The 20,684-nt window shown below is 67.8% G+C and carries 18 protein-coding genes; 4 read left to right on the top strand and 14 right to left on the bottom strand.

Features of this window, described 5'->3' with window-relative positions; genetic code table 11:
- Nucleotides 1-563: 563 nt before the first annotated feature.
- The 7 genes from tyrS to ACT3UE_RS10530 all read right to left on the bottom strand — a co-directional run bounded on the left by tyrS (nt 564) and on the right by ACT3UE_RS10530 (nt 8,940).
- Complete coding sequence (gene tyrS, locus ACT3UE_RS10560; protein WP_444566670.1) at nt 564-1,883, bottom strand: tyrosine--tRNA ligase; 1,320 nt, start codon at nt 1,881-1,883, stop codon at nt 564-566.
- 31 nt (nt 1,884-1,914) lie between these two features.
- Complete coding sequence (locus ACT3UE_RS10555) at nt 1,915-4,197, bottom strand: ATP-binding domain-containing protein (protein ID WP_444566669.1); 2,283 nt, start codon at nt 4,195-4,197, stop codon at nt 1,915-1,917.
- Nucleotides 4,198-4,271: 74 nt separating this feature from the next.
- The gene (locus ACT3UE_RS10550; protein WP_444554644.1) at nt 4,272-4,799 is read right to left on the bottom strand and encodes an adenine phosphoribosyltransferase; all 528 of its coding nucleotides are present in this window, start codon (nt 4,797-4,799) and stop codon (nt 4,272-4,274) included.
- Between the two features lie 18 nt (nt 4,800-4,817).
- Nucleotides 4,818-5,510, bottom strand: coding sequence for a DNA-3-methyladenine glycosylase (locus ACT3UE_RS10545; RefSeq protein ID WP_444561859.1), 693 nt, complete (start codon nt 5,508-5,510; stop codon nt 4,818-4,820).
- The gene (locus ACT3UE_RS10540; RefSeq protein ID WP_444561860.1) at nt 5,507-6,244 is read right to left on the bottom strand and encodes a maleylpyruvate isomerase family mycothiol-dependent enzyme; all 738 of its coding nucleotides are present in this window, start codon (nt 6,242-6,244) and stop codon (nt 5,507-5,509) included. The genes ACT3UE_RS10545 and ACT3UE_RS10540 overlap by 4 nt, the downstream gene beginning before the upstream one ends.
- A 63-nt stretch (nt 6,245-6,307) precedes the next feature.
- Entirely contained in the window at nt 6,308-7,729 is a 1,422-nt protein-coding gene (gene argH / locus ACT3UE_RS10535) for an argininosuccinate lyase (RefSeq protein WP_444566668.1), read from the bottom strand.
- 2 nt (nt 7,730-7,731) lie between these two features.
- Nucleotides 7,732-8,940: an argininosuccinate synthase gene (locus tag ACT3UE_RS10530; RefSeq protein WP_444554569.1), complete on the bottom strand. Its 1,209-nt coding sequence runs from the start codon at nt 8,938-8,940 to the stop codon at nt 7,732-7,734.
- Between the two features lie 131 nt (nt 8,941-9,071).
- Between ACT3UE_RS10530 and ACT3UE_RS10525 the strand changes: the two genes are divergently transcribed.
- Together ACT3UE_RS10525 and ACT3UE_RS10520 are read left to right on the top strand one after the other, a co-directional pair.
- Nucleotides 9,072-9,512 carry an ankyrin repeat domain-containing protein gene (locus ACT3UE_RS10525; RefSeq protein WP_444554570.1) on the top strand — a complete coding sequence of 147 codons (441 nt, stop codon included), beginning with the start codon at nt 9,072-9,074 and terminating at the stop codon, nt 9,510-9,512.
- 79 nt (nt 9,513-9,591) lie between these two features.
- Nucleotides 9,592-10,296 (top strand): hypothetical protein, encoded by a 705-nt coding sequence (locus ACT3UE_RS10520; protein ID WP_444554571.1) that lies wholly within the window; start codon nt 9,592-9,594, stop codon nt 10,294-10,296.
- A 61-nt stretch (nt 10,297-10,357) separates the two neighbouring features.
- Here ACT3UE_RS10520 and ACT3UE_RS10515 read toward each other — a convergent pair whose 3' ends face one another.
- The 6 genes from ACT3UE_RS10515 to argC are packed head-to-tail and all read right to left on the bottom strand — an operon-like array spanning nt 10,358 to nt 16,326.
- On the bottom strand, nt 10,358-10,873 hold the full coding sequence (locus tag ACT3UE_RS10515; protein WP_444554572.1) for an arginine repressor: 516 nt from the start codon (nt 10,871-10,873) through the stop codon (nt 10,358-10,360).
- A complete protein-coding gene (gene argF / locus ACT3UE_RS10510) occupies nt 10,870-11,847 on the bottom strand; it encodes an ornithine carbamoyltransferase (RefSeq protein ID WP_444554573.1) in 978 nt (325 codons plus the stop codon). Before argF ends, ACT3UE_RS10515 begins: the two co-directional genes overlap by 4 nt.
- Complete coding sequence (locus ACT3UE_RS10505; protein WP_444561863.1) at nt 11,848-13,086, bottom strand: acetylornithine transaminase; 1,239 nt, start codon at nt 13,084-13,086, stop codon at nt 11,848-11,850.
- 59 nt (nt 13,087-13,145) lie between these two features.
- Entirely contained in the window at nt 13,146-14,093 is a 948-nt protein-coding gene (gene argB, locus ACT3UE_RS10500; protein WP_444554574.1) for an acetylglutamate kinase, read from the bottom strand.
- An 11-nt stretch (nt 14,094-14,104) separates the two neighbouring features.
- Nucleotides 14,105-15,298, bottom strand: coding sequence for a bifunctional glutamate N-acetyltransferase/amino-acid acetyltransferase ArgJ (gene argJ / locus ACT3UE_RS10495; RefSeq protein WP_444561861.1), 1,194 nt, complete (start codon nt 15,296-15,298; stop codon nt 14,105-14,107).
- Entirely contained in the window at nt 15,295-16,326 is a 1,032-nt protein-coding gene (gene argC / locus ACT3UE_RS10490; protein WP_444561862.1) for an N-acetyl-gamma-glutamyl-phosphate reductase, read from the bottom strand. The genes argJ and argC overlap by 4 nt, the downstream gene beginning before the upstream one ends.
- A 136-nt stretch (nt 16,327-16,462) precedes the next feature.
- Between argC and ACT3UE_RS10485 the strand changes: the two genes are divergently transcribed.
- A complete protein-coding gene (locus ACT3UE_RS10485) occupies nt 16,463-17,449 on the top strand; it encodes a quinone oxidoreductase family protein (protein WP_444554577.1) in 987 nt (328 codons plus the stop codon).
- 20 nt (nt 17,450-17,469) lie between these two features.
- The gene (locus ACT3UE_RS10480; RefSeq protein ID WP_444554578.1) at nt 17,470-18,051 is read left to right on the top strand and encodes a DUF2087 domain-containing protein; all 582 of its coding nucleotides are present in this window, start codon (nt 17,470-17,472) and stop codon (nt 18,049-18,051) included.
- Nucleotides 18,052-18,139: 88 nt separating this feature from the next.
- Here ACT3UE_RS10480 and pheT read toward each other — a convergent pair whose 3' ends face one another.
- Complete coding sequence (gene pheT / locus ACT3UE_RS10475) at nt 18,140-20,683, bottom strand: phenylalanine--tRNA ligase subunit beta (protein ID WP_444566667.1); 2,544 nt, start codon at nt 20,681-20,683, stop codon at nt 18,140-18,142.
- Nucleotide 20,684: the final 1 nt, after the last annotated feature.

Raw genomic sequence — 20,684 nt, 5'->3', positions numbered from 1 at the left:
AAAAATCGGTGTCAACAAACATGGCACACTATTGAGTTCTCAAACAACAGACCGCTAACGATTCCGAGCAAATTACGAAGTAAAGAATTCGTATTCTTTTTGCTTTTCTCTCGCTGCTACATATCTAATTTATTAGTCCGTTTGATCGTTGTCAAATCGACTTTATCGCTTTGATTTCGACCATTCGGCCTCCCCCCGCTTCCATTTCCATGTTTCAGGGCGTGCAAATGACGTCCGGAATACCTGGATATTTGAAAGGGGTTTGGTCGCTTTCCCGGGAAACTTTCGCTTCCTTTGTCCGCTGCAGGAGCGGCGGCGACAAGAGAAAACATTACACGTGCTGACCGGTGGCTGCAAATCGGCAGGTCCCTGCACGCCTTCCGCCCTCGATCACCCCCGGATCCCCGGAATTCCGGGCTTCCTTGGTGGCCGGCCCGGCAGCCGGCCCCTCTCCGGACGCGAAAAAGGCCGGTCGGCCCCGACGTGATTCACGTCTCGGGGCCGACCGGCCTCTGGTCCTTCTGGAATGGCGGCGCGTCCAGGACGCGCCGCTGCCCTGGTCTCTAGGAACCGACTTCGACTATTGCCAGGTTCTTCTTGCCACGGCGCACCAGGACATAGCGGCCATGCAACAGGGTCGATGGGTCGATGACCGCGTCGACATCTGAGAACTTGACGTTGTTGACGTAGGCACCTCCCTCGCCCACGGTCCGACGAGCCGCCGACTTGGATTCGGAGAGTCCGGTCGCCACCAGCAGCTCGACGATTCCCAAGGAATCCGGTGCCACCTTCGCACTGGGCAGTTCCGCAGTGGCTGCCACCAGGAGCTCCTCGTCCAACTCGGCGAGCGCCCCTTGGCCGAACATTGCCGCCGAGGCTGCGATGACCTTTTCGGTGACATCCACCCCGTGGACCAACGACGTGACGTCGTAGGCCAACTGGCGTTGCCCCGCCCGGGCGAAGGGGCGGTCCGCCACCTCTTGTCCGATGGCTTCGATTTCTTCGCGCGTGCGGAAGGTGAAGATCTTGAACCGATCAACCACATCGACGTCCGCGGTGTTGAGCCAAAACTGGTAAAAGGCATATGGGCTGCACATCTCGGCATCGAGCCAGATGGCGTTGCCTTCACTTTTGCCGAACTTGCTTCCGTCGGAGTTGGTGATCAGCGGGGTTCCGAAGGCATGGACCGTGGTGCCTTCGACCTTGCGGATCAGTTCCGTGCCGCTGGTCAGGTTGCCCCACTGGTCGGAACCGCCGGTCTGCAGACGGCAGCCGTAGTCGCGGTAGAGCTCCAGGTAGTCCATGCCCTGCAGGATCTGGTAGCTGAATTCCGTGTAGCTGATTCCCTCGTCACTGTTCAGGCGTGACGCAACAGTGTCCTTCTTGACCATCGTCCCCACCCGGAAGTGTTTACCCACCTCACGTAGGAAGTCGATGGCGCTGAGGGGGCCCGTCCAGTCCAGGTTGTTCACGATCTGCATCGCGTTCGTTCCCTCGGTGGACAGGAACCAGCTGACCTGGCGTTGCAGACGGCCAACCCATTCGTTGACGGTCTCCTTGGTGTTCAGAACCCGTTCGGCGCTCTGCCGGGGATCACCGATCAGGCCGGTGGAACCGCCCACCAGGCCCAGCGGGTGGTGACCCGCCAGCTGGAGACGGCGCATGTTCAACAGCTGGACCAGGTTCCCCAGGTGCAATGAGGGCGCCGTGGGATCGAATCCGCAGTAATACGTGATCGGCTCCCCCGCGAGCATTTGCTCCAGACCGGATTCCTCCGTGGAAACGTGGACCAGGCCACGCCACTTCAGCTCCTGCCAGATGTTGGGGAAGGACGGATCATTCTGCTGTCCCGCAATGGCGGGATTCAATTCACTTACTGACACGAGGTCAAATCTAGCAGCTACACCGCGGGGATCAGGCGTCCGGCTCCATTCCCGCCGGAATGTTGCCACTGGCGATGACCAGCAGACGTTGGGTGGCCCGGGTCATCGCGACATACAAGTCACCGACGGTTCCTTCGGCCTCCTCGACGATTTCCTGCGGCTCCAGCACCACCACGACGTCGAATTCCAGGCCCTTGGCCAGCTTGGCCGTGGTCACCACGATGTCCTGGTCCAGGGCGCCCGACCCGCCCCCGACGCGACGCCCGTATTCGCCTGCGACCGCGGTGCGTACCTGATCGAGTCGTTGTGCGGGGGCAATGACTGCAACCAGTCCCCCGTCGGCGATCCCGATCTCCCGCGGCAAAGCCCTCAGCATCGCTCCCAGGACCTCCCCGGGCTCGACCCGGTTGATCACCGGGGGCCAGTCCCCTTCGCGCACCGCCTTGGGCGTCGAGACCTGCAGGCCCGCTTCCTGGGCCATCCGGGCGGCAGCTTCGGCGATCTGGACCGGCGTGCGGTAGTTCACCGTCAGCTCCTCCAACTCGAAACGACGACCGACGAATGGTTTCATGGCCGCGGCCCAGCTGCCCACGCTCGCGGCCGAACTGGCCTGGGCGATATCGCCGACGACGGTGAAGGACTTCAAGGGGCAACGACGCACCAGCAAGCGCCACTGCATGGGAGAGAGCTCCTGGGCCTCGTCGATCACGACATGTCCGTAGGCCCAGTTGCGGTCGGTGGCCGCGCGTTCGGCAGCCGTCAGCCGGGGTCCGGTCTCCTCGTTCAGGTCGGCCAGCTGTTCGGCGCTGACGGACCCGTCGATGCCGATCTCCTCCAGTGAGGCGCTGACGTTCTTCAACGCCTGTTCGGCATTGGCCAGATCGCGTTTGCGGTTGGCTTCCGCCAGGGCTTGTTCACGCCCGACCGTCGCGTCGAAGGCACCGAGGAGTTCGGCGGCCTCGTCGAGCAGGGGGACATCCGCCTCGGTCCATGGCTCGTCCCGGCCACGTTGCAGGGTACGGCGTTCGGCGTAGCTCAGCTCGGGAGCCACCGCTTCGAGGACCTCTGGCTTGGCATACAGATCCGAGATCAACTGTTCGGGACCCATCGGCAGCCAGCACAGGTTCAAGGTGATGCGCACATCCCGGGAGGCCCGGACGTCTTCGATCAGATAGGAACGGTCGGCCGCATTGCCCGCACCGGAGGATTCCTCGAGCTTCTCCTTCAACTGGTCGGCCAGCTCGCGCAGCATGACCTTCACGAAGGTCGCGCGGGCCTCGTTATACGGTTTGCCCGTCGCCCGTGCCTTGTCGCCGGCCCGTTTGACCTGTCGTGGGGTGACCGTCAACGGGGTGCCTTCCACCATGACCCTGCGTGGCCCCGCGGGAACCCTCTGGCGATGCTCCACGGCCCGGGCCACCACCTCGGCCATTCCCAGCCCACCCTTGATCCGGGCGGCTTCGCGTCCGGGCTCGGGAATGGCATTGATCCCCGGCAGGAGCTGGCCCACGGAGGACGTCACGACTCCGGTCTCGCCCAGGGAGGGCAGGACGCGTTCGATATAGCGCATGAAGGCCGTGGAGGGGCCGACCAGCAGGACGCCGGCGGTCTTCAGTCGTTCCCGGTGTTCATAGAGCAGATAGGCCGCCCGGTGGAGCGCCACCGCGGTCTTTCCGGTCCCGGGACCGCCCTGGACGACCAGTACGCCGGCCAGCGGGGCACGGATGATCCGGTCCTGCTCCGCCTGGATGGTGCTGACGATATCCGTCATGTGTCCGGTGCGTCGGCTGGTCAGGGCAGCAAGCAGCGCCCCCTCCCCCTGGTGCGAGACCCCTTCGTTGAGGAGTTCCGGATCCAGCACGTCGTCTTCGAGGGCGACCACGTTGCGGCCCTTCAGGATCAGATGGCGCCGGCGGCGGACCCCCTGGCGTTCGAAGGCGGTGGCCTGGTAGAAGGCCCCGGCCTCCGGGGCACGCCAATCAACCATCAACCGGGTCTGGTCCTCATCGGTCATGCCGATGCGCCCGATGTAGTGGCTGGTGGCTTCTCCATCGTCCCCGGCGGTTTCGAGGTCCAGTCGGCCGAAGACCAACCGGTCCTCCACGGCATTCAGCTGGGCCAGCCGGTCCTCGTAGAGGTTCGCGAAGGAGTCGCGTTCGGAGATGTTCTGCAGGGAACCGACCGCTCCATCGCGGCGGACCCGGGCCAGTTGCGCGGTCTTCTCCTCACGCAGGGCATCGAGGCGACGGTACAGGCGCTCGACATATGCCCGCTCGCGCTCCAGTTCAGGTGCGGGCGAGGGTGACTGCGGCATGTACTTTCCTCCTGGTGCGAAATGGCGGACGGATCAGTCTACCGGTTTGGTGCCCGGCGGGCTCACAACCTCCGTCACACCAGTTGCAGGGCCTTCACCGGGTAATCCTGCAGTCGTTCCCGGCCACGGAGCTCCGCGAGCTCGAGGACGACCCCGATGCCGACGATCTCCGCCTGGGCCCGGCTCAACAGGGCGGCGGCGGAGGTGATGGTCCCTCCGGTGGCCAGGACATCATCCAACAGCAGGACCCGGGTTCCGGGCTTGATGTCGTCACGGTGCAACTCGAGCGTGGCCGTGCCGTATTCAAGGGTGTACTGCTCCGCGTGGACCGGCCGGGGCAGCTTGCCCTTCTTGCGGATGGTCACCATCCCGGTGCCGCTGGCGTAGGCCGCAGCCGCGGCCAGGACGAAGCCCCGTGCCTCGACTCCGGCGACGACGTCGAACGTCCCGGCGAAGGGGGCGATGATCTCATCGATCATCCGGCGCAATCCGTCGGCGTCGGCGAATGCGGGGGTCAGGTCCTTGAAGGAGACCCCCGGTTGCGGATAGTCGGGAACGATCGCACAGAGGCGATCCAGGAGCTCGGGCATGGTTTCGGTCATGGATTGCACGCATCCACTCTAGTCCCCATGTCCCGGGGTTCCTGCCGGTTTCCTCCCGTGACGGGGCTTGGCGGCACGATAGGCCGAGACGGTCGGCTCCTCCTCGAGCCAGAACCGCCAGTGGTAGGCATTGCTGCCCCCGGGTCCTGCCACCCCGACCCGGGGGCCGGAGCGCACCCCCGGGGGTGCGGTGGCGGGGAGCCGGGACAGGGTCGCGGCCAGCGCGGTCTCCTTCGCCGCCCGCTGCGGAGCGTCCGTCACGTCCACCCCGGTGATCAGTTCCAGTCCGTTGCAGCTCAGGTCCAGGCCCACGGCCTGGGCGAGTTTGGCGGGCCCGTTGGCCAGATCCCGTTCACGCCGTGGATTGCGTCGTCGCGCCCTGGCCGTGTCGGCACCCCCGATGATCTCCCCTCCCCGCAGCAGGACCGCTGAGGCCCTTCCTTCGGTTCCGCACACGACGTTCGCGCAATGGTGCATCCCATAGGTGAAGTAGCAGTACAGGGTTCCGGGGGGCCCGAAGAGCGAGTCGTTGCGTGCCGTGCGTCCCCGGTAGGCGTGGGACCCGGGGTCCTCCGCACCCTCGTAGGCTTCGACCTCGGTGATCCGCACCCCCACCTGATGGCCCTCGCGTTCGACCGTCAGGACGCATCCCAGCAGCAACGGCGCGACCTCGATCGCCGTCCGGGTGAGTTGGGGATCCGTCCCGCTCATTGCGCGACGGCCGGTCCCGAGGGCCAGGGCAGCAGCTCGGGCAGGTCCGCGCCGTCGGCCGCGGCGGTCGCCCTGACGGGGCCGGAGGGGTCGCGTCCGGCAAGCCAGCCGGCCAGATCGAATTCCATGCCGGTGACCACGTACCCGGTGGGGCCCGCGCCGAGGGTCACCGGCTGGCCCCCGGTGGGTTGCAGGACCAGCCGGTAGTCGGAGGGGACCCGCGGGGCCAGGAAGTCGAAGAGGTGGGCCGAGAATTCCGCGGGCCAGTCGGCCAGCGAAACGGTGGTGCCCAGGTCGGTGGCGTGGATGAGCACTTCCCGCCAGGCGGCCTCCACGCAATCGCCCACGGTTCCTTCACCCCGGAAGCTCGTGGTCCTGCCCCAGCCGTCGGCCGGGATGTCCGTGATCGATTCGTCCAGCAGGTCCAGTCCCTGCAGTGTGCGGGCAACCAGGGCGGATGGCTGTTGCAGGGCCCCGAGTTCGATCCGTTCGTTGCGGCCTTCCTGGCCGCCGTCGTAGAACTCGATGCGTTCACCCCGGGCGGCATGGGCCAGCTGCCGCGCCAGGGCGCGGGCGACCCCGTCGAGGTGGGCCAGCACATGGGCTTTGCTCCACCCTGGCAGGCTCGATGGTGCGGCGAATTCCCCGGGTGGTAGCGCCTCGATCGCGGCCCGGGCGCGGGCGGCGGCATCCTGGACGGCATCGGCCAGTGACGCGGTGGAAAGCTGTGTCATGGCAGCAGCCTACCGCCGTCGTCCGCGCTGGACGACGGCGGTGGGCCCTGCCGGTGCTGCGCTTCAGGCCGCGAAGTCGCGCAGGTCCCCCAGCTGCTCCTTCAGTGCGGCCAGCTGGGCGGCGACGGCGGCGGGGGCCGTGCCTCCCTGCGAGGAACGTGAGGCCAGCGACCCGGCGGTGCTGAGGACCTCGCGGACCGCGGGGGTCAGTTCCGGTGAGATCGCGGCGAATTCCTCGTCGGTCAGATCCCACAGTTCCACCCCCCGTGCTTCCGCCACCCGGACGGCCGAGCCGGAGAGCTCGTGGGCATCCCGGAAGGGAACCCCCTGGCGGACCAGCCATTCGGCGATATCGGTGGCCAGCGCGAAGCCCTGGGGGGCCAGGTCGGCCATCCGTTCGGTGTTGAAATCGAGCGTGGCGATCATTCCCGATACCGCGGGAAGCAGCAGTTCCAGGGTGTCGGTGGCATCGAACACCGGTTCCTTGTCCTCCTGGAGATCCCGGTTGTAGGCCAGCGGAAGCCCCTTGAGCGTGGCCAGCAACCCGGTCAGGTCGCCGATGAGTCGTCCCGCTTTGCCGCGGGCCAGTTCGGCGACGTCGGGGTTCTTCTTCTGCGGCATGATCGAGGAGCCCGTGGAGTAGGAATCATGCAAGGTGACGAAGGAGAATTCCTTGGTCGCCCAGAGGATGACCTCCTCGGAGATCCGGGACAGGTCCACCCCGATCATCGCGGCGACCCAAGAATACTCGGCGAAGACATCCCGGCCTGCCGTTCCGTCGATGGAGTTCCAGCTGGCCGAATCGAAGCCCAGTTCCGCGGCGACGGCGTTCGGATCCAGTCCCAGTGATGAGCCGGCCAGTGCCCCGGAACCGTACGGGGACACCGCGGCCCGGCGGTCCCAGTCGGCCAGACGCTGGAGATCACGTAGCAGTGCCCAGGCGTGGGCCAGCAGGTGGTGGCCCAGCAGCACGGGTTGGGCGTGCTGCAGATGGGTGCGCCCGGGCATCGCGGCCCCGGGGTGGGCCTCGGCCTGCTCGATCAGCGCCTCGATGGTCGCCAGCACGCCCCGGGCGATGACCCGGGCATGGTCGCGCAGGAACATCCGCCCCAGCGTGGCGATCTGGTCGTTGCGTGAGCGTCCGGCGCGCAGCTTGCCGCCCAGCGTCGGTCCGGCCCGTTCGATCAGCCCGCGTTCGAGCGAACCATGGACGTCCTCATCCGATTCCGCGGCGACGTAGCTGCCGTCGGTGACATCTGATTCCAGCTGGTCCAGGGTCTCGATCATGCCCTGCAGTTCGTTCTCGTCCAGCAGCCCCGCGGTGTGCAGGACCCGGGCATGGGCCCGGGATCCGGCGATGTCGTAGCGGGCCAGCCGCCAGTCGAAATCCGTGGATTTGCTCAGTGCGGCCAGGGCGTCCGCGGGGCCGCCGGAGAACCGGCCGCCCCACAGGGCTCCTTCGTTGGTGCCATGTGCCTGGGTCATGCCTACTTGCCCTCGGCCACGCGCTCGTCGCGCTCCGTGGCAACCTTGGCCGAGAGTCCGAAGATGTCGATGAAGCCGCGGGCGCTGGACTGGTCGAAGGTGTCCCCGGTGTCGTAGGTGGCCAGATCGAAGCGGTACAGCCCGGTCTCCGAGCGGCGTCCCTCCACGACGGCACGGCCACCATGCATGACCATGCGGATGTCTCCGTTGACGTGGCGCTGGGTGTCGGCCACGAAGGTGTCCAGCGAACGCTTCAGCGGGGAGAACCACTGGCCGTCGTAGACCAATTCGCTCCAGCGTTGGGAGACCGTCGCCTTGAAGCGTGCCTGCTCGCGTTCGAGCGTGATGTTCTCCAGGTGCTTATGTGCTTCCATCAGCGCCATCGGGCCCGGGGCCTCGTAGATCTCTCGGGATTTGATGCCCACCAGGCGGTCCTCGACGATGTCGATGCGGCCGATCCCCTGGGCGCCGGCGCGGCGGTTCATCTGCTCGATGGCCTCCAGCGGGGTCACGGCCACCCCGTCGATGGCCACCGGGATGCCCTGGCGGAAGGAGATGGTCACCTCGTCGGGTGCCGGGGGGAACTCGGGGGAATCGGTGTAGCTGTACACGTCCTTGGTCGGGGCGTTCCAGATGTCCTCGAGGAAGCCGGTTTCTACCGCGCGGCCCCAGACGTTCTGGTCGATCGAGAACGGGTTGTTCTTGGTCGTTTCGATGGGCAGGTCGTTCTTCTCCGCGTATTCGATCGCCTTGTCGCGGGTCAGCGCCAGGTCACGGACCGGGGCGATGCACTTCAGTTCGGGGCCGATGGTCTGGATGCCGACCTCGAAGCGGACCTGGTCGTTGCCCTTGCCGGTGCAGCCATGGGCCACGGTGGTGGCCCCGAACTGCTTGGCGGCGGTGACCAGGTGCTTGACGATCACCGGGCGGGAGATCGCGGAAATCAGCGGGTAGTGGTCCTGGTAGAGGGCCCCGGTCTGCAGCGTGGGCATGCAGTATTCGTTGGCGAACTCGTCGCGGGCGTCGGCCACGTAGGCCTCGACCGCGCCGCAGCCCAGGGCGCGTTCACGCACCGTTTCCAGGGATTCGCCGCCTTGGCCCACGTCGACCGCGACGGCGATGACCTCGGCACCGGTGGCTTCAGCGATCCAACCGATGGCCACGGACGTATCCAGGCCGCCGGAGTAGGCCAGGACAATGCGTTCCTTCACGGGGTTTCTCCTCTGGGAATGGGGTTCGACACGTGGTCCGCGCCGATCAAGATCTGTTCTTATTCACAAGTCTACATAATTATGCACGCGATGCAATGCAGCCCCCACCGGCTGGCGGTAGGCTGGTGGGCATGACAGAGCCCGCCAACCAGCCAGTGCCAGAACTCAGCGACGAAGAACTTGCCTTCCTTCATTCCACCTTCGACCTTGCCCGTCAAGGGGAAGCGGCGAAGCTGTTGGCCCTCATCGGGGAGGGCCTGCCCGTTGACTTGACGAACCCCAAGGGCGACACCCTGCTGATCCTTGCCGCCTACAACGGGCATAACGACCTGGTGCGCGGCCTGGTCGAACTCGGCGCCACCGTGGACCGGCTCAACGACAAGGGCCAATCGGCGTTGACCTGCGCGGTGTTCCGACAGAATGCCGACCTCACCCGCTTCCTGCTGGAGTCCGGCGCTGACCCGAAACTGGGCCCCCAGAACGCCTGGGCCGTGACCGAGATGTTCGAACTGCCCGCCATGCGCGAAGTGCTCGAGAAGCATTCGCCCTCGGGCGGGTCAGACCAGCGCTGAGGCAGCACTTCTCCTACGATGGATGACGGCGCGGCGAACCGCGCCTACCCGCATCCATTCGCACCGGAGGAAATACCTGTTGTTGAAATCCCGTAGGAACCCTGCCCTCATCGTCCCTGCCGCAGCCATCCTGCTGCTGGGGCTGTCCAGTTGCGGGAGTTCGGTCCCCGACGCGTCGGAGATCTTCCCGAAGACCACCGAGGCCGTGAAGAACGCCGAGAGCGTCGCCATCAACGGTGACGTCGTCCAGGACGGCAAGGACCTGTCCATCGACATCTCCGGCACCCGTGACGGATCCAACTCCTTGGCCAAGGCCACCCAGGACCAGGGCAAAGTGACCATCCTGACCGTCGACGAGACCGCCTACCTCAAGGCCAATAAGGACTTCTGGAACGAGAACGCCGGCGAGGGTGCCGGAGAAATGCTCTCCAGCCTGGCCGGGGACAAGTGGATTTCCGTCGCCGACCCCGAGGAGTTCAATGAGTTCTCGGTCGGGTCCATGCTCGATTCACTGCTCGAGGAAGGCCCGGAGGACAGCGACCTGGAGGAGTACACGGATAAGTCGGTCGAGGAAGTCGACGGCCAGGAGGCGTATAAGTACGCCAACGGGGACAAGGCCTTCTGGGTTGCCTCGGAAGGGGAGCCCTACCTGCTGAAGGTCGAGGGCTTCTCGGATGAGAAGGATTCCGACGACGGCGGAGCCGTGACGTTCAGCGATTGGAACGACGTCGACGAGCATGAGGCCCCGTCCAAGGACGAGACCATGAGCATCCCGGGGCTCTAGGACGTCGGAGCCTCCCCGCCCACCCCGGGCCGGTCAGCACATGACCGGCCCGGGGTGGGCGTTACTGCGTGTTGGCCAGCTCCAGGAAACGGGCGGCGATCTCCTCGCCGCCCTGGGGGTCGCGCGTTATCAACATGACGGTGTCGTCCCCCGCGATCGTGCCCAGCACATCGGGCATGATCGAATGGTCGATCGACAAGGCCAGGAAGTTCGCCGCCCCCGGAGGGGTGCGCAGGATGACGATGTTCGCCGAGGCCTCGGCGGTGACGATCAACTCGGCGGAGAGCTTCGCCAGCCGCGCATCGAGGACTTCCTGGGTGACACCGGTCTGCGGCGACCGGTCCCCTCCTTCGGAGCGCAAGGCGTAGACGAGCCCGCCTTCCACCCCGCGGACCCTGATCGCCCCCAGTTCCACCAGGTCACGGGACAAGGTGGCCTGGGTGACCTGGACGCCGTCGGCCGCCAGCAGCGCCGCCAGTTCGGCCTGGGACCTGACCGACCCCGCCCCGAGGATGGCCTTGATCCGCGCTTGACGGGCAATTTTCGTGGTGGGCTGGACCCCCGGCTGCAGGCTCATCGTCGCGCCCCCTCCTCGAGGCTCGGGGCTGCTGCCAGCCCCGAGGAGGCCATCAGCCAGGCCATCAGGGCCTTCTGCGCATGCAACCGGTTTTCCGCCTCGTCCCACACCACCGATTGGTCGCCGTCGATGACCTCGGCCGCGATCTCGTATTCGCGGTAGGCCGGCAGGCAGTGCAGCACGATCGCCTCGGGTGCCGCCAACGCCATCGCGGCCTCGTCGACCCGGTAGCGGCCGAAGAGCTTCACGCGTTCGGCCTTCTCGTCTTCCTGCCCCATGGAGACCCAGGTGTCGGTGGCCACGACGTCGACACCGGAGAGCGCCTCGGACGGGTCGCTGGTGATCGTCACCGTCCCCCCGGTTTCGGCTCCACGGTCCCGGGCCGCGGCGACCACCGCCTCGTCGGGCAGATGGCCTGCGGGCCCGGCGATGCGTACGTGCATCCCCGCGGTCACCCCGGCCAGCAGATAGGAGTTGGCCATGTTGTTCGCCGCATCACCGAGGTAGGCCATGGAGAGTCCCGCTAGCTTTCCCTTATGCTCGCGGACGGTCAGCAGATCGGCCAGCAGCTGGCAGGGGTGGTATTCGTCGGAGAGCGAGTTGATCACCGGCACCCGGCTATGGGTTGCCATCTCCTCCAGCCCCGCTTGGGCGTAGGTGCGCCAGACGATCGTGGAGACCATGCGCCCGAGCACCCGCGCCGAGTCGGCGATCGATTCCTTATGGCCCAATTGGGATTCACCGGGGTTGATGATCAGCGGCTGGCCACCGAGTTCGGCAACCCCTGCGGCAAAGGAGACCCTGGTCCGGGTGGAGGTCTTGTCGAAGAAGACGGCAACGGTTTGCGGTCCGGCATAGGGGTGGTATCCGTACCGGTCGGCCTTCATGGCCGCGGCCAGGTCCAGGACCTCGGTCTGTTCGGCCTGGGTGAGGTCGGTATCGACCAGGAAATGACGAATGGTTGCGGTGCTCACTTAGTTCTCCTGTGCGATGGCGGTGGCGTAGAGCCCGGGCAGGGCGTCGACGAAGCCCCTGAGCTGTTCCATGGTGATGATCAACGGCGGGGCCAGCCGCAGCGTGGCCGGGCCGGTGGAGTTGATGATGAACCCCGCCTCGAGTCCTGCCCGCACGACGGCGGGAGCCACCTCGGTGGCCAGATCGAAGCCCACCAGCAGACCGTGGGCTCGCACCGCGGTGACGCAGTCCAGCTCCTGCAGGGCCTCGGCCAGGGCGGCCGAGGTGTCGCGGACGTGGGCCAGCACGTCCTGGCCTTCCAGGACGTGCAAGGTCGCCAGCGCGGACGCCGTGGCTGCGGGGTTCCCGCCGAAGGTGGTGCCGTGTTGGCCCGGACCCAACAAGGAGGAAACGGGCTCGCCGAAGGTGATCAGCGCCCCGATCGGGAATCCGCCGCCCAGCCCCTTGGCCAGGGTGATCGCGTCGGGGATGATCTCCTCCGAGGCGAACCAGGCCCCGGTCCGCCCGATGCCGGTCTGGACCTCGTCGATGATGAGCAGGGCCCCGGCCTCCTCGGTGATCCTCCTGGCCGCCTGCAGGTAGCCCTCGGGGTATCCGCGGACTCCGGCCTCGCCCTGGACGGGTTCGATGAAGACCGCGGCCACGGTCTCATCCACGGCGGCCCGCAGAGCCGCCGCGTCTCCGGCCGGCACCCATTCCACCCCGCCGGGCAACGGTTCGAAGGGCTCGCGGTAAGCCTGCTTCCAGGTCAGTGCCAGCGCGCCCATGGAGCGGCCGTGGAAGGCGTTCTCCAGGGCGATGATCCGCGTCCTGGCGGTTCCGCTGCCCGCCCCGTCGTTACGCCGGGCCAGTTTGAAGGCCGCCTCGTTGGCCTCGGTCCCCGAGTTGGCGAAGAAGACCTTCGACCCGTGGGGGGCCCGGGCGAGGGAGAGTAGTTTTTCCGCCAGGGCGATCTGGGTGGGACTGGTGAAGAAGTTCGACACGTGTCCCAGGGTGGCCAGCTGGCTGGAGACCACCGAGGTGAGGAACGGGTGGGCATGGCCCAGGGCGTTGACGGCGATGCCCCCGAGCAGATCGAGGTATTCACGCCCGTCGGCATCCCAGACCACGCAACCGGATCCGCGCACCAGGACCCGCTGGGGTGTCCCGAACACCCCCATCAGCGAGGCGTTGTAGCGGTCGGTCAGTTCGGTGGAGGCCAGCCCCTGCAGGGCCTCCAGTTCACCGGTCTGCCCCAGCGGGGAGGCCGTGTGGCGCCCGGAGGTCCGCTTCGGGCTGGATTTCTGGGGGTTCTGGCTCACGGTTCCTCCTCGGGAACGACCTGGGTGCCGACGCCTGCCGAGGTGAAGACCTCCAACAGCATCGAATGGGGTTGGCGTCCATCAACGATATGGGCGCGTTCGACGCCGTCATCGACCGCCTTCAGGCAGGCCTCCATCTTGGGGATCATGCCCGATTCCAGACGCGGCATCATCCGGCGCAATTCCGCCACGGTCAGCGAGGAGACCAATGAGGACCGGTCGGGCCAGTCCGAGTAGAGGCCCTCCACGTCGGTGAGGATGACCAGCTTGGAGGCTCCCAGGGCCGAGGCCACTGCGGCGGCGGCGGTATCGGCGTTGACGTTGAGGACCTGCCCGGTGGGTTCGCCGTCGTCGTCGACCTCGGGGGCGATGGTGGAGATCACCGGGATGCGGCCGGCGCCGAGCAGGTCGACCAGGGCGCGCGGTTCGACCCCGGTCACCTCCCCGACCAGCCCCAGGTCCACCGATTCCCCGTCGATGACGGTCCCGGTCCGGACGGCCTGCAGCAGGCCGCCGTCCTCCCCGGAGAGTCCGACGGCGTAGGGGCCGTGGGAGTTGACCAGCCCGACCAGTTCGCGGCCGACCTGCCCGGTCAGCACCATGCGCACCACGTCCATGGCCTCGGGGGTGGTCACCCGCAGTCCGCCGCGGAATTCGGAGTCGATGCCCAGTCGTTCGAGCATCGAGCTGATCTGCGGCCCGCCCCCGTGGACGACGACGGGGTGGATGCCGGCATGGTGCAGGAAGACGATGTCTTCGGCGAAGGCCCGGCGCAGCTCGTCGTTGACCATGGCGTTCCCGCCGTATTTGATGACCATCGTGCTGCCGGCGAAGTGCTGGATCCAGGGCAGTGCCTCGATCAACGCCTCGGCCTTGCGGTGGGCTGTGTCCCAGGCGTCGCCGGTCAGTGTGCCCTCGGGGCCGTTCGGGGTGTCGGTGTTCATGCGCGGCGATCCTAGCTGGAGTAGGCGGAGTTCTCGTGGACGTAGTCGTGGGTGAGGTCGTTGGTCCAGATCGTCGCCTCGGCCTCGCCGGCATGCAGATCGATCTCCACCAGCACCTTCCGGCCGGTCAGGTCCACGAGCGAACGGTCTTCGCCGATGCCTCCGGCGCGGCAGACCTGGACGCCGTTGATGGCGACGTCGAGCTCGTCGGGGTCGAAGGCGGCGGCGGTGGTTCCCACGGCGGAGAGCACCCGGCCCCAGTTGGGGTCCTGGCCGAAGATCGCGGTCTTGAACAGGTTGGAGCGCGCCACGGAACGGGAGACCTCTTCGGCGTCGTCCTCGCTGGCGGCGTTGAAGGACCGGATGCTGATTTCGTGGGCGGCGCCCTCGGCGTCGGCGATGAGCTGATGGGCCAGGTCGGTGCACACCCCGGTGAGCCCGTCGGTGAATTCGGCGAGATCGGGCCGGATTCCCGAGGCCCCGGAGGCCAGCAGCAGGACCGTGTCGTTGGTGGACATGCAGCCATCGGAATCCGCCCGGTCGAAACTGACCCGGGTGGCGGCGCGCAGGGCGGCATCGAGTTCGGGGGCCTCGAGCGCGGCATCGGTGGTGATGACCACCAGCATCGTGGCCAGCCCCGGGGCCAGCATGCCGGCCCCCTTGGCCATGCCGCCGATGGCGTATCCGGCGCAGGAGAAACCCGCCTGTTTGGGGACCGAGTCGGTGGTCATGATCGCGGTGGCGGCATCGGCCCCGCCGTCGGGCCCGGATCCTGCCTCCAGGGCCGCGCAGGCGGTGCCGATGCCTGCGGTGATCTTGTCCATCGGTAGTTGTTCGCCGATCAGCCCCGTGGAGCAGACCAGCAGGTCCCCGGCGTCGACGCCGAGCGCGGCGGCGGTGGCCTCGGCGGTGGCCCGGGTGTTGGCGTGGCCTTCGGCGCCGGTGCAGGCATTGGCTCCCCCGGAGTTCAGGATCACCGCCTCGGCCCGGCCGTCGGCGATCACCTTCCGGGACCAGTGGATGGGGGCCGCCGCCACCCGGTTGGTGGTGAAGACCGCTGCGGCGTTCTTGGCCGGCCCGTCATTGACCACCAGGGCCAGGTCGGGGGTGCCCGAGGCCTTCAGGCCGGCGGTGATGCCGACGGCACGGAATCCCGCGGCGGCGGTGACCCCCTGCGGGGTGTGGTGCTCAGGGGCGTGGTTCACGGGGCTATCCCTTCCATTTCGAGTCCCCGGGTTTCGGGCAGACCCAGGGAGAGGTTCATCGATTGCACGGCCCCACCGGCGGTCCCCTTGGTGAGGTTGTCGATGGCGCAGACCACGATGACGCGGCCCGCATGGTCGTCGAAGGCCAGCTGCAGCTGGGCGTGGTTGGAGGCCTGCACGGCCTTGGTCGTGGGCCACTGGCCTTCGGGCAGCAGGTGCACGAAGGGTTCATCCGCGTAGGCGGTGGCCCAGGCGGCCCGCAGGGCGGCGGCTTCGACGCCGGGTTTGACCCGTGCGGTGGCCGTGGCCAGGATGCCGCGGGCCATCGGAGCCAGGGTCGGGGTGAAGGAGACGGTGACCGGTTCGCCGGCCGCGGCGCTGAACCCCTGTTCCATTTCCGGGGTGTGCCGGTGCATCCCGCCCACCCCGTAGGGGCTCATGCCGCCGATGACCTCGGAGCCCAGCAGGTGGGGCTTCATCGATTTGCCGGCCCCCGAGGTGCCCGAGGCCGAGATGATGACGACGTCGTCCGTCTCCAGCAGACCCGCGGTGAAACCGGGGACCAGGGCCAGTTGGGCCGAGGTCGGGTAGCACCCGGGGACGGCGATGCGGGTGGCCCCGCGCAGCTTCTCGCGGTGCCCGGGCATTTCGGGCAATCCGTAGGGCCAGTGTCCTGCGTGCTCCCCGCCGTAGTACTTCTCCCAGGCCTGGGGCGAGGAGAGCCGGTGGTCCGCCCCGGCGTCGATGACCACGGTGTCTTCGGGCAGCTCGGCGGCCAGGGCGGCGCTGGCCCCGTGCGGCAGGGCCAGGAAGACGACGTCGTGCCCGGCGAGGTTCTCCGCGGTCGTGTCCACCAGGATGCGGTCGGCGAGCGCATGCAGGTGCGGTTGCAGGCTGCCCAGTCGCTGCCCGGCATTGCTATGGGCGGTGATGGCCCCGATCGTGACGTCGGGGTGCTGCGCCAGCAGGCGCAGGACCTCTCCGCCGGCATATCCACTGGCCCCGGAAACGGCTACCGAAATACTCATGGCCCCAGCCTACAACGCTCTTATGCACCATGGCTAATAATTATTCATACATCGGGGTCATCTTCGCCCTCCGCCAAGCACCCGGCGCCCGGACCACCTAGGCTGGGCAGACCATCACGAACGAAGGAGTCTTCCCATGCCCCACGCACTACGGATCCCCCAGGCAGGCGGCCCCGAGGTCTTCGAACTGGTGGACGTCGAACGCCCCGCCCCCGGACCCGGCCAGCTGTTGGTCCGTCTGGCCGCCGTGGGAGTGAACTTCATTGAAACCTACCAGCGTTCGGGGGTCTACCCGGTCCAGTACCCGTTCGTCCCCGGCACCGAGGGCTCCGGCACCGTGGAGGCCGTCGGCGAGGGGGTCACCGACCATGCCGTCGGGGACCGGGTCGCCACCTCCGAGGGGACCGGAAGCTACGCCGAGTACATGCTGGTGGACGCCGAGAAGGCCTTCCCGGTCCCCGAGGGGGTCTCCGACGAGGTGGCCGGGGCACTCCCGCTGCAGGGCTTCACCGCCCACTACCTGATCAACAACAGCTTCAAGGTCGGCCCCGGGGACACCGTGCTGACCTATGCCGGCGCCGGCGGGGTCGGCCAACTGCTGATCCAGCTGCTCAAGCTGCGCGGAGCCACGGTCATCACCACCACGTCGACGGAGGAAAAGGCCGAATTGGCCCGGGCCGCCGGAGCCGACCACGTGCTCTCCTACGCCGAGGTCCCCGACCGCGTGCGGGAGCTCACCGACGGCCGCGGCGTCGACGTGGTCTACGACGGCATCGGCAAGGACACCTTCGAGGGTTCGCTGGCCTCCCTGCGCATCCGCGGCACCCTGGTGCTCTTCGGCGGCGCCTCCGGACAGGTCCCTCCCTTTGACCTGCAGCGGCTGAACTCCCACGGTTCGTTGACCGTCACCCGGCCCAAGCTCTCCGATTTCCTCCTGGACGGCCCCGAGCGCCGGTGGCGGGCCCAGGAGATGTTCTCCCTGGTGGCCGAGGGGACGCTGAAGGTGGCCATCGGCGCCCGGTTCCCGCTGGAGCAGGCCGGGCAGGCCCATACGGCCTTGGCCTCACGGGCCACGACCGGCAAGGTGATCCTGCTGCCGGATTCCAGCAACGCCAACGCCTGATCCACATGCGCAGGAGGAACATGACACGGCACGACGACGAGGCACCGGGCCCCCAGCGGTGGCGCCCGGTGGTGGCGGCCCTGGCCAATGCCGAGCAGCGCCTGCTGCTGGCCGAGGTCATCATCGCCGAGGCCGCCCGGGAGGGAACCGTGGTTTCGGATGCCCGGCGGAGCAAGGGCCTGGACCGGCTGGCCGGCTCCGGGGTGCTGGCCGGAACGGACGGCGATTGGAGGGTCGACGCCGCCGGACTGCGCAGCCTGCTCTCGACGCCGACGCCGACGCGTTCCGGGGCCACCGGGGACGAGGTCCTGGACCGTTTCGTGGACGACGGGCGCATCCACACCTATCCGGCCAAACCCGGACCACGCCGCCGGCTGCTGGGCTGGGCCGCACTCCGGGCACTGGCCCCCGAGGAGGTCCTCACCGAGGGTGAGCTGAACCGCCGGTTGGAGGCGTTGACCTCCGATGTGGTCACGCTGCGCCGCTACCTGGTGGACGCGGGTCTGCTCACCCGTTCCCTCGATGGATCGGCCTACCGGCGGGCCGCCGGGGAGCAGACCGGGCAGGAGCCGTCCGGGCAGGATTCTCTCAGCAGGGGCTGACACCCCCGGAGGCCGTCCCCCCCGGACGACGGCGGGGCCGGAACCCCTGCTGGGAGGTTCCGGCCCCGTCGTCATGCTGCGGGCTGGTTCAGCGCTGGACGGCACCGAACTTCTCGGCGGCCGCGGCCACGGCCGCCGCCCTCGAGGCCGAGGCCTCGTCGGCGGTCAACGTCCGGTCCTCGGCGCGGAAGCGCAAACCGAAGGCCAACGATTTCTTGCCTTCCTCGATCCCCGGGCCCTGGTATGCGTCGAACAGGGCGACGTCCTCCAGGAGTTCCCCCGCTCCCAGGCGCAGGGTTTCCAACACGTCCCCGGCGACCACGTCGCGATCCACGACCAGGGCCACGTCCTGCGTGGACAAGGGGTAGGTCGAGATGGCCCGGGCGACGACCAGGTCCGCGGCCGCCGCGAACAGCGTGTCGGCATCGAGTTCCATCGCCACCGTGCGGGCCGGTCGATCGGAGGAGTCGAGCAACCGGGGATGCAGTTCCCCGGCGATGCCGACGTATTCGCCGGTGCGCAACGACAGCCGGGCCGTACGCCCCGGGTGGAACGCCTGATGCATCCCCTGGGACACCACCAGTTCGACCCCCAGGATGTCTGCCACCAGTCGGGCCACATCCAGGGCCGAGGCCCAGTCGTGGGCCCGTGGCTCCACCCCGACGCCGGGGGCCGCATCGTTGCCGAACAACACGGCGCCGATATGCTGCGGCTGTTCGGGCAGACCGGCATCCAGTGCGTCCAGGACGTCGTCGGCGGGGCGTTCACCCAGCGGCGGGATCGTCGCGGTGCCCAGCGTTTCACCGGGCAGGTAGACCAACCCGGCCTCGTAGAGGGCCAGATCGCGGAAGCCCCTGGAGTGGTTCCGACGCGCGGTCTCCAGCAGTCCGGGCAGGATGCTGGTGCGCAGGAACCCGAACTCGGTGGAGATCGGGTTGGCCAGCTTCACCGCCGCGACCTCGGTGCCGGCCGTTGCCGCGCCGAAGGTCTGGTTCTGCGCCAGGGACACGAACGGATAGCTCAGCACCTCGGTCAGTCCGGCGTCGGCGAGGCCCTGGAGCACCCGGCGGCGTTGCTGCTGGGTCCGGGTCAGGCCGCGCCCGGGGGGAGCCACCGGAAGGGTCGAGGGGATCTCCTCGTAGCCGACCAGCCGGGCGATCTCCTCCACGAGGTCCTCGCGGATGCGCAGATCGGGCCGCCAGGACGGTGCGGTGACCCGCAGCCCCGCGGTGGTCTGCTCCACGGTTGCACCCAGATCCCTCAGCGTTCCGGTGACCTGTTCGGGGGTGTAGTCGACGCCGATCAGCTTCGAGGCGAAGTCCTCGGGCAGATCGATGATGCGTGGTTCGGGCCGGGCGCCCTCGTCGGTCGCGGTGTCCTCGGCGGTTCCGCCGGCCAGTTCAACCAGGAGTTCGACGGCGCGTTGGGCGGCTTCGTCGGCCACTTCCCAGTCGACCCCGCGCTCGAAGCGTTTGGAGGCCTCGGAGGGTAGCCTGTGCCGGCGACGGGATCTGGCCACGGCCACCGGGCTGAAGTGGGCGGCTTCGATGAGCACGTTGGCCGTGGACGTCGAGACCTCGGTCTCGGTGCCTCCCATGACCCCGGCGATGCCGATGGCTCCCCGGTCGTCGGCGATCACCACGTCCTGGGGGTCCAGCTCCCGCTGCTTGTCGTCGAGCGTCCTCAGGCGCTCCCCCGCCGTGGCACGACGCACCACGATGTCCCCGCGCAGGACGTCGGCATCATAGAAGTGCAGCGGCTGGCCCAGTTCGAGCATCACGTAGTTGGAGATGTCCACGATCAGTGAAATCGTCCGCATTCCGGCCAGGGTCAGCCGCGAGGCCATCCAGGGAGGGGTCGGCCTCGAGGCGTCCACCCCGGTGACGGTCCGGGCCACGAACCGGTCGCAGCCGGGGGCCGCGTAGGCTCCTGCATCGTCGGCGATCCGTACCGGGTATCCGGGTCCGGTCGCGGCGGGGACGGTGACCCCCGCCGCCGGGTCGGTGAAGGTGGTGTGCGTGGCGTGGGCGTATTCGCGGGCGACGCCGCGGATCGAGAAGCAGTAGCTGCGGTCCGGGGTGACGTTGATTTCCGCCGCCTGGTCGTACAGGCCCAACAGCTCCATGGCATCGGAGCCGATCTCGGGGTCCAGCCCCAGGCGCGAGAGCACGATGATCCCGTCGTGGTCATCACCGATGCCCAGTTCGCGGGAGGAGGCGATCATCCCTGCCGAGACATGACCGTAGGTCTTGCGGGCACTGATGGCGAAGTCGCCGGGCAGCACGGCCCCGGGAAGGGTGACCACGACCTTGTCGCCTTCGACGAAGTTGTGCGCACCGCAGACGATGCCCTGCACGCCCGAGGGGTCGATCCCGTCGTGGGTGAGGTCCTGGGTGGCCCCTTCGGGCACCACGCGGACCTGGCACCAGTTGATGGTCTTGCCGTTCGTCTGGGGTTCCTTGACCAACGATTCGACCCGGCCCACGACGATGGGACCCGAGATGGAGTCGGTGGGACGGTGGACGTCCTCCTCCTCCAAGCCGACCCGCACGAGGTCGGCCATGACGTCTTCGGCCGTGGCGTCGGCCGGTACCTGCGCGTATTCGCGCAACCAGGAAAGGGGTATGCGCATG

The organism is Arthrobacter sp. 179, assembly GCF_052379645.1.
Lineage (GTDB): Bacteria > Actinomycetota > Actinomycetes > Actinomycetales > Micrococcaceae > Arthrobacter_H.
This window is presented reverse-complemented; position numbering and strand designations above follow the sequence as displayed.